Origin of the sequence: Streptomyces formicae, from assembly GCF_002556545.1 — a bacterium.
In the GTDB taxonomy this organism is placed as follows: Bacteria; Actinomycetota; Actinomycetes; order Streptomycetales; family Streptomycetaceae; genus Streptomyces; species Streptomyces formicae_A.
The window spans coordinates 4866095-4877647 of the sequence record NZ_CP022685.1 but is presented as its reverse complement, the minus strand read 5'-3'; the positions used below and the strand labels follow the sequence as shown (position 1 = coordinate 4877647).

Sequence of the window (11553 nt, the reverse complement as noted above, 5' to 3'; positions counted from 1 at the left end):
CGGAACACCGGCACGTTATCCCGGCCACCCCGCGCACGGGAAGGGTTCCGCCCGGGCGTAGAAAGAGATCGTGTGTGAGACTGGCTCCGTGCGCGAAGACGGAAAAATTACGGTATTTCTCCTCGACGACCATGAAGTGGTCCGGCGTGGAGTCCATGAGCTGCTCTCCGTGGAGTCCGACATCGAGGTGGTCGGCGAGGCGGGAACCGCAGCGGACGCCCTGGTCAGGATCCCCGCGACGCGGCCCGACGTGGCCGTGCTCGACGTGCGTCTGCCGGACGGCAGCGGCGTCGAGGTGTGTCGCGAGATCCGCTCGCAGAACGAGGACATCAAGTGCCTGATGCTCACCTCGTTCGCCGACGACGAGGCGCTCTTCGACGCGATCATGGCCGGTGCCTCCGGCTATGTCCTCAAGGCCATCAGGGGCAATGAGCTCCTCACGGCCGTACGGGACGTGGCCGCGGGCAAGTCCCTGCTCGACCCGGTGGCCACCGCCCGGGTCCTGGAGCGGCTGCGGGACGGCAACAACCCCAAGGGCGACGACCGTCTCGCCAACCTCACCGACCAGGAGCGGAAGATCCTCGACCTGATCGGCGAGGGCCTGACCAACCGCGTGATCGGCGAGCGCCTCCACCTGGCCGAGAAGACGATCAAGAACTACGTCTCCAGCCTGCTGTCCAAGCTGGGCATGGAGCGCCGCTCGCAGGCGGCCGCCTACGTGGCGCGCATGCAGGCGGAGAAGCACTGACGCCAGGGGGCGAAAAGGGCAGGGCCCGAGCGGATCGACCGCCCGGGAGGGCAAGCGGATTCCGTCGGCACGTGCAAGGAATGCGGGACGCACGTGCAAGGACCGCGGAACATAAGAGGGACTTACGTCCCCGCCTTCTCGGGGCGGGATCCCCTTTTCCGACACCCTGTCCATGAACCAGAGTGGTGCTCATGCCCACCGACGAACAGCTCGCCTTCGAACTGCTCCGCCGCAGCGACTACGGCCGGGTGGCGACCAGCATGCGCGCGCTGCCCTTCCTCGCCGCGGCGCGCCACATCGTCGTCGACGGCAAGATCCTGCTGCGCATGCACAAGGGATACGGCTACCACCACGCGTGCGTCGGCAGCGTCGTCGCGTACGGCGCCGACAACCTCAACGTGGCGAGCGCCCGCGAAGGCCAGTGGACCGTCCAGCTGGTGGGCGTCTGCGAGGCCGTCGAGCCGACCAACGCCGAGCTCGAACTCTTCGGCCCCGCCCCGCACTTCGCGGACGGCGAGCTCTTCGACCCGGTGTACCTGCGCATAGAGCCGCAGTTCGCCACGGTCCACACGCTCCAGGCGGGCCACGACCGCTCGCTCCAGTACATTCTCTGACCCGCGCGCCATGCGAAAGGGCCGGCCCATCGGGCCGGCCCTTTCGTGTCCGTAGGAGGGGATCAGGCCCCGTCGCCGCCCCCGGCGCCCGGGTCCTCACCGTCGTCCGTGGGGTCCGTCGTCTCCGGGGGGTCCTCGGTCGGGTCCGTGGTCGGGTCCTCGGTCGGGTCCGCCGTCGTCGGCTGGCCGGTCGGCGTCGTCGGGTCCTGGGTGGGCTCGGTCGGGCCCTGGGTGGGCTGGGTGGGCCCGGTCGTCCGGTTGGTCGGCGGGTCGTAGTCCGTCTGCCCGCCGGGGTCGGAGCCGGGATCGGTCTCCTCGTCCGTGGTCTCGTCGTCCGCGCTCTCGCTCGGCTCCTTCTCCTGCGACTGCTTGGTCGCGGGAGTCTTCGGCGGATCCTTCTGGCCCTTCTTGTCCGCCGCCGTCAGCGCGAACGTCACGCCCACCGCGATGGCGATGATCGCGAGCACCACGAAGATCCACATCTTGCCGCGGCCGCCCTTGCCGCTGCGGTGACCGCCCTCGAAGCCGCCGTCGTCGCCGCCCCGCGAGGGCAGCATCGGGCTGGGGATCTGCGCGGTCCCCGAGTCCGGGTGCGCCATCGCCGCCGTGCCCGCGACGCCCATGGCCGGGGTGCTGCCGCCCTCGTGCATCTCGACGGGCCCGGTGTTCCAGGTCCCGGTGTGGCTGCCCTGCTCGTGCAGCATCTGCAGCCCGTACTGGACGAGTCCGCGCATCTCCTCGGCCGTCTGGAACCGGTCGTCCGGGTCCTTGGCGAGGGAGCGCATGACGAGCCCGTCCAGCTCCGGCGGCGCCGCGTCCGAGACCTCGGAGGGCGGCACTGCCTGGTCCTGGACGTGCTGGTAGACCACGGAGAGCGGCGTCTCACCGGTGAACGGCGGCCGCAGCGCGAGCAGTTCGTAGAGGAGACAGCCCGTCGCGTACAGGTCGGAGCGGTGGTCGACGGCCTTGCCGAGCGCCTGCTCGGGCGACAGGTACTGGGGCGTGCCCATGACCATGCCGGTCTGCGTCATCGTCGACTGCGCGCCGTGCAGGGCGCGCGCGATGCCGAAGTCCATCACCTTCACCGCGCCGGTGTTGGTGATGATCACGTTCGCGGGCTTGATGTCGCGGTGCACGATGCCGTGCTGGTGCGAGTACGCGAGCGCTTCGAGCACACCGGAGACGATGATCAGCGCCTGCTCGGGGCCCGGCGCCTCCGCGTTGATCAGCAGATCGCGGATCGTGCGACCCTCGACGATCTCCATGACGATGTAGGGGACGACGTTCGGCCCGACGACGTCTTCACCGGAGTCGTACACGGCGACCACGGCGTGGTGGTTCAGGCCCGCGACGGACTGTGCCTCGCGCGTGAACCGCGCCTTGGAGACGGGGTCCTCGGCCAGGTCGGAGCGGAGCAGCTTGACCGCGACCGTACGGCCGAGCCGTACGTCTTCGGCCGCGAACACCTCGGCCATGCCGCCCCGGCCGAGTCTGTAGGTCAGCCGATACCGGCCGTCTCCGACAAGCCCGCCATTCCCCCACAACTCAGGCGCGTCTGACATACCGCCGCCAGTCGCCTCGGGGTCGGACGGGCCCTGAGCGCGCTGCGTCTGTGCCATCAGTCCTCGCCGTCGTTTCTGGTCGTGGTACTTGGTGCTGAGTACGTCGCGATAACGGGGTACTCCGTCGGGTCACGCTACAGCCTTCACACCACCCACCCGATTCGAGTGGACCGGACATCAAAGCCTTTGCCGGTGCCCACGCGCAAACTTGTAACGCTTCCGAGACGCTTCTTGCGCGTACGGTCACGGAACGGGCACCGAGCTTGACGCGTCATCCTCTTGGGGCAGACTTGGCCTGGAATAGCGGTTATCGATCACCAGCCGCGGAGCCGTCCGGCAACCGCGCCGATGGGGGACGCACAGAATGAGCAGCCAGGACGGCGCACAGGGGCGGTATGCGGGGCGTTCGCTGGCCGGCGGCCGCTACCAACTGCGCGATCTGCTGGGTGAGGGCGGCATGGCCTCCGTGCACCTCGCGTACGACTCCGTGCTCGACCGCCAGGTCGCCATCAAGACCCTGCACACCGAACTCGGACGCGAACAGTCCTTCCGCGAGCGCTTCCGCCGCGAGGCCCAGTCGGTGGCGAAGCTCACGCACACGAACATCGTCTCGGTCTTCGACACCGGCGAGGACGAGCTCGACGGCGCGACGATGCCGTACATCGTCATGGAGTACGTCGAGGGCAAGCCGCTCGGCTCGGTGCTGGACGCCTCCGTCGCCCAGTACGGCGCGATGCCGTCCGACCAGGCGCTGAAGATCACCGCCGATGTGCTCGCGGCCCTGGAGATCAGCCACGAGATGGGCCTGGTCCACCGCGACATCAAGCCCGGCAACGTGATGATGACCAAGCGCAACGTCGTGAAGGTGATGGACTTCGGCATCGCCCGCGCGATGCAGTCCGGCGTCACCTCGATGACGCAGACCGGCATGGTCGTCGGCACCCCGCAGTACCTCTCGCCGGAGCAGGCCCTCGGCCGCGGCGTCGACGCCCGCTCGGACCTCTACTCCGTCGGCATCATGCTCTTCCAACTGGTCACCGGGCGGCTGCCCTTCGAGGCGGACTCGCCGCTGGCCATCGCGTACGCGCACGTCCAGGAGGAGCCGGTCGCTCCCTCCTCGATCAACCGTTCCCTGCCGCCCGCGGTCGACGCGATCGTCGCCCGCGCGCTCAAGAAGAACCCGAACGAGCGCTTCCCGACCGCCGACGCCATGCGCGACGAGTGCCTGCGCGTGGCCCAGTCCTTCCAGGCCGCGGCCCCCAGCATCGTCCCCGGCGCCCAGACGGCGAGCGGCGCGGGCGTCGGCTCCGCGGTCTTCCCGCCGGTCGACACCTCGCTCCCGCAGGGCGGCCCGGTCCAGACGCCGTACCAGCCGGGTTCCTACGGCCCGCCGACCCCGGCCCCGACGCCCGCCCCCACCCCGGGCTACGGCTACCCGCAGCAGGGCGGCTACCAGACCCCGCCGCCGGTCAACGCGTACGCGCAGCAGCAGGGCGTGCAGCAGCAGGGCGTCCACACCCCGCCGCCGTACAACCTCTCGGGACAGCCCGCGACGACCACCACCGGTCCCGGCCCCGGCGGCTCCGGCAAGCGGAACATGCCGGTGGTCGTCGGCGCGATCGTCGTCGCGCTGCTCGCCGTCGGCGGCGTGATCACCGCGGTCTCGCTCAACAAGGACGACGGCGGCGACGAGGCCAAGAACGACAAGTCGAAGCAGCCCGTCGCCGGGCACAAGGGTCCCGACCGCACCAAGACGATGGACAAGACCGAGTGCACGGACCCCGATACGGCCTACAACGACGAGAACAAGATCAAGGCCCCTGACTTCACGTTCAAGGACTGGAAGTCGGTCCTGACCTGCCTCCAGGCGGCGGGCTGGAGCTACGACAAGCGCAAGGTCGACGAGAACGCGTACGGCGAGGACACCGTCATGCGGCAGACCCCGAAGGAGGGCTCGGACATCGATCCGAAGCACGTCGAGATCCAGTTCGACATCTCCTCGGGTGACCCGGCCTAGGCACTCGGCACCCGTACGACGAGGGGCTCGGCACGCGATCCGCGTGCCGAGCCCCTCGTCGTCGCACCCTCTTGTCTAGTCGCACCCTCTTGTCTAGAGGTAGGGGCTTGTCTAGAGGTAGGGGCCTCCCGTGCGGCCCGCGATGCCGCCACCCGGCTCCTCGTCCTCGTCGCCGCCCACCCCGGGCGGCAGCGCACGCCGCATCTGCTCCAGCTGCGCCCGCGCGGCCATCTGCTGCGCGAACAGCGTCGTCTGGATCCCGTGGAAGAGACCTTCGAGCCAGCCGACCAACTGGGCCTGCGCGATGCGCAGTTCGGCGTCGCTCGGCGTCGTGTCGTCCGTGAAGGGCAGGGAGAGCCGCTCCAGCTCCTCGACGAGCTCGGGGGCGAGACCGTCCTCGAGCTCCTTGACCGAGCTGGCGTGGATCTCCTTGAGGCGGACCCGGCTCGCCTCGTCGAGAGGAGCCGCGCGCACCTCCTCCAGCAGCTGCTTGATCATGCTGCCGATCCGCATGACCTTGGCCGGCTGTTCGACCATCTCCGTCACCGGGACCTCGCGGGAGTCGTCGTCTCCGCCACCACCGAGTGCCATTCCGTCCTGGCCCACGACCAGGACCTGGGGGCTCTCCGGTGACCGTTCGTTCCTCGGCATCTCCATGCCGCCATTCTCTCGTACCCGTACATCACACATCGGTAGTGCCCCCATGAAGGACTGATCCACCCTGGACTCACCCTTCCGTCTCCCTCCTCGGCTCCCTCCTCGGCTCCCCTTCAGCCACGGCGCAGCCGCAGGCCGAGGAAGCCGATCCCCAGCCCGATGAGGACGAGCCCACCACCGAGCGGCAGCACGCGCAGCCCGGGCAGGACGGGGTCCGCGCGGGTGGGCCGGGAGGTGTCGGACGCGGTGTCCCGGTGCGCGACGGAGTCCCGTTCCGGCTTGGGGGAGGGCGGTCCCGTCGGGTACGTCGGGACGGGGAGCGCCGGATCGGACAACGAGGCCGCGGGCGTCTCCGGCGTCTCGGGCGTCTCGGACCGCCCCGGCCTCTCCCGCCCCTCACCCGCGCGACTCCCGGCACGGGAGGTCTCATCGACGCTGGTCACGGACTTGTTCGGAGCGATTTCCCCGGCATACGCAACACCCCCGGCCCCACCCCCAACCAGCCCCACCACCCCAAGAACCCCCACCGCCCCCACCGCCCCCACCACACGCCCAACCCAAGCCCCATTCACGCCCACACCGCCCGCTCCCAGAACCCAACAGCCAGACCACCGGTGACAAGCGTCACATGTAGGGCTAATTCCGGCATCTTGGGTCAGGGGGTCTGGGGGTGGGGGTCTGCGGGTGGGGATCTGCGGGTGGGGATCTGCGGGTGGGGATCTGCGGGTGGGGATCTGCGGGTGGGGATCTGCGGGTGGGGATCTGGGGGGCGCGGGGATCTGAGGGCGCGGGGAACTGGGCGCGGGGAACTGGGCGCGGGGATCTAGGCGCGGGGCTCTGGAGGGGGACTGGGGGGCGCGGGGATCTGGGGGGCGTGGATCTAGGGGCGCGGGGAACTGCGCGAAAAGCACCACGCAGGCGCACGCAACGACGACACAGACACCGGCGCGGACAAGGGACGCGAGGAACGGCGCGGACGAGGGGCACGAGGAACAGCGCGGGCAAGGGGCGCGAGGAACGCCGCGCCCAGCCCCCACCACCCCGCGCAGACCCCCCTCCGCACCACCCCGAAGCCCCCCGCAGGGGACCCCCGCTACCGAACGAGAAGCACCTTCCCGATATGCCCACTCTCCTCAAGCACCCGATGCCCCTCCCCCGCCTCACTCATCCGCACCTGCCGATCCACGACAGCCCGCACATGCCCCGCCCCGATCAACGGCCACACATGCTCCCGCACCGCCGCCACGATCGCCGCCTTCTCCGCCAGCGGCCTCCCCCGGAGCGACGTCGCCGTGATCGCCGCCCGCTTGGTGAGCAGCGCCGCGATGTTCAGCTCGCCCTTGATCCCGCCCTGCATGCCGATGATCGCGAGACGCCCGTTGACGGCGAGCGCCTGAACGTTCCGCCCCAGGTACTTGGCGCCCATGTTGTCGAGGATGACGTCCGCGCCCGCCCCGTCCGTGGCCCGCGCGATCTCCTCGACGAAGTCCTGCTCGCGGTAGTTGATCAGCACGTCCGCACCGAGCTCACCGCAGAAGTCGAGCTTCTCCTTCGTACCGGCCGTGACCGCCACCTTCGCGCCGACCGCCTTCGCGAGCTGGATCGCCATGGTGCCGATGCCGCTGGAGCCGCCGTGCACGAGCAGCGTCTCGCCGGGACGCAGGTGGGAAATCATGAAGACGTTGGACCACACCGTCGAGGTGACCTCGGGCAGCGCGGCCGCCGTGACGAGGTCGACGCCCTCGGGCACGGGCAGCAGCTGACCCACCGGCACGACGACCTGCTCCGCGTAGCCACCGCCCGCGAGCAGCGCGCACACCTCGTCGCCGACCGACCAGCCGGAGACGCCGGTGCCGAGCGCGGTGATCCGGCCCGCGCACTCCAGACCGGGGTAGGGAGAGGAGCCTGGCGGCGGGTTGTAGGCGCCCTGCCGCTGGAGCAGGTCGGCGCGGTTCACGGCGCTGGACACCACCTCGACGAGGACCTCGCCCTCGCCGGGCACGGGATCGGGCACCTCGGCCCATACGAGCGCTTCGGGACCGCCGGGTTCAGGGATCGTGATCGCATACATGCGGCCGAGGCTACTCCCGCCCCCACCCTCAGAACCCCGTGAAGCCCTCCACGAACACGACGCGAAGAACCCGCGCCAAGGGGCGCGGGGAACGGCGCAATCATGAACGCGGGGAACACCCCAACCGGGCCACGGAAAACGACCCGACAAGGGGCGCGGGGAACTGCGCAATCACGAACCCGGGGAACACCCCAACCGGGCCACGGAAAACGACCCGACAAGGGGCGCGGGGAACTGCGCAATCTTGGACGCGGGACACACCCCAACCGGGCCACGGGAGACGACCCCGACCGGGCCACGGGACGACCCGACAAGGGGCGCGAGGAACGGCGCAAAACCCCGTCGCCGCCCCACCCACCCCACCGTTCAAGTAGTCCGGACTAGTCCGCCCGCAACGGCTTGAGATCCGGCGCCACCACACTCGCAGGAGACGCCCGCACGATCGTGATCAACCGGTCCGTCAACTGAAGCTTCCCGACGGCCGGATCGTCGTACCCCAGCACCCGATGCCCACGGACGACGCTGACGACCAAGTCGTCGGTCTCCCGCACACCACGCCCCACCTCGGCCTTTATCACCGGGCGCTCGACGAGATCGAGGCCGCTGCCCTGCTGGATCAGGTCCTCCATGACCATGCCCGCGCTGGGGCTGAGCACGGAGAGACCGAGCAGCCTGCCCGCCGCGCTGGCGCTGGTGATCACGGCGTCGGCGCCGGACTGACGCAGCAGCGGCGCGTTCTCCTCCTCGCGGACCGCGGCCACGATCTTCGCCCCGCGGTTCAACTGCCGCGCGGTGAGGGCGACCAGGACGGCGGTGTCGTCCCGCTGGGTCGCGATGATGATCTGGCGGGCCCGCTGCACCTCGGCACGGAGCAGCACGTCGCTGCGCGTCGCGTCGCCGATGACGCCCGCGAAGCCCTCCGCCGTGGCCGCGTCGACGACCTTCGCGCTGGGGTCGACGACCACGATCTGGTCCGGCTTCAAGCCGGTCGCGCAGACGGTCTGGATCGCCGAGCGGCCCTTGGTGCCGAAGCCGACGACGACGGTGTGTTCACGCAAGTTGGACCTCCAGCGGGACAGACGCCACTCCTCGCGCGTCCGTTCCGTGAGTACTTCGAGGGTGGTACCGACCAGGATGATCAGGAAGAGCACGCGCAGCGGCGTGATCAGCAGGATGTTGGTGAGCCGCGCGGAATCGCTGTAGGGGACGATGTCGCCGTATCCGGTGGTGGAGAGCGTCACCGTCGCGTAGTACGCGGCGTCGAGGAAGTCGACGTGCTTGTCGGAGTTGTCGTGGTAGCCGCTGCGGTCGAGCCAGACGATGCACGTCGTCACGGCGAGGACGAGCAGCGCCATCGCGAGACGCCGGGTGACCTGCCGCAGCGGCTTCACGACCTCCCGCTGGGGCAGCTTGATCCGGTGGGTCGTGTGGTGTTCGTCGGGGTGCCGGGCGATCGCGTCGTGTCCGGGAAGTTTCACGTGAAACACACCCCGCCGTCGGAGGCCATCAGGGCCCAGGGCAGATCCAGAATCTCCAACTCCTGTTCCTGGTGCGCCCCGCCGGGCGGTACGACCACGAGCGCGTCGGCCGCCGCGATGCCGCGCAGCATCGCGGGACCGTTGAAGTGCAGCGGCACCGCGTGCTCGGAGCGCAGCGTGACGGGCACGAGACGCGTGTCGTGCGGATGTCCCTGTACATCGTCGCGGACGGGCGCGGTGTACGCCGCCTGATTTCCGCGCCCGGAGAGCGTACGCAACACGGGTTCGGCCAGGGTCAGCAGCCCCGAGACGGCCGCCAGCGGATTGCCCGGCAGCCCGACGAGGTGCTGGTCGGGCCGGATGCGGGCCAGGAGCATGGGGTGCCCTGGGCGTACGGCGACACCGTCCACGAGCAGCTCGGCACCGATGCGGTTCAGGGTGGGGTGGACATGGTCGACCGGCCCGGAAGCGGTGCCGCCGGTCGTGACGATCAGATCGGCGTCGGACGTCGTGATCGCCTTGTGGAGGGCCTCGGCGTCGTCACCGAGCCTCCTGACCGCGGTGACCTCGGCGCCGAGCGCGCGCAGCCACGGCGGCAGCATCGGGCCGAGCGCGTCCCGGATGAGTCCCTCGCGGGGGAGCCCTGCGGTCAGCAACTCGTCGCCCAGGACCAGCACTTCGGCCCGCGGGCGCCGCAGCGTCGGCAGCGTGTCGTACCCGGCGGCCGCGGCCAGACCGAGCACGGCGGGTGTCACGAGGGCGCCCCGCGGCAGGAGTTGGTCCCCGGAACGGCACTCCTGGCCGCGCGGGCGGATGTCCTGTCCCGGCACGACCTCGCGCCCCGCGTGCAGCCTGCCGTTGTCGTCGGTGCGGCCGTGCTCGCTGCGCAGGACGGCGGTGGCGTCCTGCGGGATACGGGCACCGGTCGCGATGCGGACCGCCTCGCCGTCGGTGAGCGGCTCGGGCCGCCCGTGCCCGGCGAGGATCCCTTCGGCCCGTACGTCCCAGGGGCCGGGGCCCGCGACGACCCAGCCGTCCATCGCCGAGGTGTCGAAGGACGGCAGATCGGTCAGGGCGGTGAGCGGCGCGGCCAGGATCAGCCCGAGTGCCTGGTCGAGGGCGACCGGGGTGGCCGCGGCACCGGGACGGGGCGCCCGGGCGGCGCGGGCGCGGGCGGCGGGCCAGGGGGTGGTGTGCCCGTGCTCGCCCGACGCTTCGCTCCGGGGAGACGGAGCAGGGGTGGAAGCGGAGGCGGGAGTCGGGGCTGTGGGGGTGGGCTGCGTGGCGGCGGGGGCGCCGGACGGAGCCGAGGGGCGGGAAGCCGCGCCCGGGCCCTCCCGGTGATCGTTCACCAGGGCGAGTGCTTCGTCGAGCTCGGCGTCGGGCACGGGCCGCCCGGTCATCCGGCGTCCGACGCGCCGCCGCGACCGGCCTCTGGCCTGGTGGACGCGTCCTGCTGGTCCTCGTCCGCCCACCGGAGCGCGAGCGCCGCGGCCTTGCGCGCCGCGTCGGCCACGGCTTCGGCACCGCCCGGCGCCTCGCCCCGCGCGGCCGCCTGGGCCGCCGCGTACCCGACGAGGAACGTGGTCAGCGGCGCCGCCGGCCTGGCCACGCCGTGCGCGGCGTCACGGGCGAGGTCGAGCAGCGTGCCGGTATCGACGTCGAGTTCGATGCCCAGCTCGTCCTTGACTGCGGAAATCCATTCATCCAACACGTGCCCATGCTCCCTGATGCGTGCCCGCGCGGCGGCGATGTCGTCCCAGGTGTCGCAGTCGAAGGCCGCGACGGGGTCGGCGACCCTGGTCAGCGTGAGCCGCGCGGTGAGCCGCCGCAGCGGGAGCCCGGTGAGCCCGCCGCCGTTCTCCTCCGCGAGGACCGCGCTCGCGCGCCGCAGCGGCGCGCTCCGGTAGGCCGCGACGAGCGGCTGGTCGCGGCCGTCGGGATCGGTGAGGACCGCCCCGTCGGCGCCGCTCTCGCGCAGGGCGTCGAGCAGGCCCCGTACGGTCGGCTCGGCCAGGAACGGCAGGTCGGCGGAGACCACCACCACCCGCTCGGTCGTGGTGCGCCGGAGCCCGGCGTCGAGCGCGGCGAGCGGCCCGCCGCCCGGCGGATCCTCGCGCGCCCACACCACGGGGCGCGCGGTGGCCCGCGGCTCGGCCACCACGACGGTGGTCCGCGCGCCGGAACAGGCCGAGAGGACCCGGTCGATCAGCGCCCGGCCGCCGACCCGCACCCCCGGCTTGTCGGCGCCGCCGAGCCGCGCTGCCCCGCCCCCGGCGAGCACGACGGCGTCGTACGGAGGCGTGTCACCCTCGTTCGCGGTCATGCCCCGAGTATGGGCATACGGAGGATCATTGCCACCCCCGCGAAGGGCCCTTCGGGCAAGGGACTTATGTCACTTCGGTG

10 protein-coding genes are annotated in these 11553 nt (G+C 71.2%); 3 read left to right on the top strand and 7 right to left on the bottom strand.

Annotation, left to right across the window (positions count from 1 at the left end; all coding sequences use genetic code 11):
• The first annotated feature begins 88 nt into the window (after positions 1–88).
• Both KY5_RS20980 and KY5_RS20975 read left to right on the top strand, forming a co-directional pair.
• Complete coding sequence (locus KY5_RS20980) at positions 89–748, top strand: response regulator (RefSeq protein WP_098243697.1); 660 nt, start codon at positions 89–91, stop codon at positions 746–748.
• 191 nt (positions 749–939) lie between these two features.
• Complete coding sequence (locus tag KY5_RS20975) at positions 940–1362, top strand: pyridoxamine 5'-phosphate oxidase family protein (RefSeq protein ID WP_098247379.1); 423 nt, start codon at positions 940–942, stop codon at positions 1360–1362.
• Between the two features lie 62 nt (positions 1363–1424).
• On the opposite strand, the gene KY5_RS20970 is transcribed toward KY5_RS20975, so the two are convergent.
• Complete coding sequence (locus KY5_RS20970) at positions 1425–2981, bottom strand: protein kinase domain-containing protein (protein ID WP_098243696.1); 1557 nt, start codon at positions 2979–2981, stop codon at positions 1425–1427.
• A gap of 307 nt (positions 2982–3288) precedes the next feature.
• Between KY5_RS20970 and KY5_RS20965 the strand changes: the two genes are divergently transcribed.
• Positions 3289–4941, top strand: a complete 1653-nt coding sequence (locus KY5_RS20965) for a protein kinase domain-containing protein (RefSeq protein WP_098243695.1) — start codon at positions 3289–3291, stop codon at positions 4939–4941.
• A gap of 111 nt (positions 4942–5052) precedes the next feature.
• Here KY5_RS20965 and KY5_RS20960 read toward each other — a convergent pair whose 3' ends face one another.
• From KY5_RS20960 to KY5_RS20930, 6 genes are all read right to left on the bottom strand, one after another.
• Positions 5053–5598 carry a bacterial proteasome activator family protein gene (locus KY5_RS20960; protein WP_098243694.1) on the bottom strand — a complete coding sequence of 182 codons (546 nt, stop codon included), beginning with the start codon at positions 5596–5598 and terminating at the stop codon, positions 5053–5055.
• A gap of 113 nt (positions 5599–5711) precedes the next feature.
• Positions 5712–6041 carry a hypothetical protein gene (locus KY5_RS20955; RefSeq protein ID WP_159072569.1) on the bottom strand — a complete coding sequence of 110 codons (330 nt, stop codon included), beginning with the start codon at positions 6039–6041 and terminating at the stop codon, positions 5712–5714.
• 650 nt (positions 6042–6691) lie between these two features.
• Positions 6692–7669 carry an NAD(P)H-quinone oxidoreductase gene (locus KY5_RS20945; RefSeq protein ID WP_098243691.1) on the bottom strand — a complete coding sequence of 326 codons (978 nt, stop codon included), beginning with the start codon at positions 7667–7669 and terminating at the stop codon, positions 6692–6694.
• Positions 7670–8049: 380 nt separating this feature from the next.
• Positions 8050–9156, bottom strand: a complete 1107-nt coding sequence (locus KY5_RS20940; protein WP_199843174.1) for a potassium channel family protein — start codon at positions 9154–9156, stop codon at positions 8050–8052.
• Positions 9144–10550, bottom strand: coding sequence for a molybdopterin molybdotransferase MoeA (locus KY5_RS20935; RefSeq protein ID WP_098243689.1), 1407 nt, complete (start codon positions 10548–10550; stop codon positions 9144–9146). Before KY5_RS20935 ends, KY5_RS20940 begins: the two co-directional genes overlap by 13 nt.
• Positions 10547–11473, bottom strand: coding sequence for an NTP transferase domain-containing protein (locus KY5_RS20930; RefSeq protein WP_098243688.1), 927 nt, complete (start codon positions 11471–11473; stop codon positions 10547–10549). The genes KY5_RS20935 and KY5_RS20930 overlap by 4 nt, the downstream gene beginning before the upstream one ends.
• Positions 11474–11553: the final 80 nt, after the last annotated feature.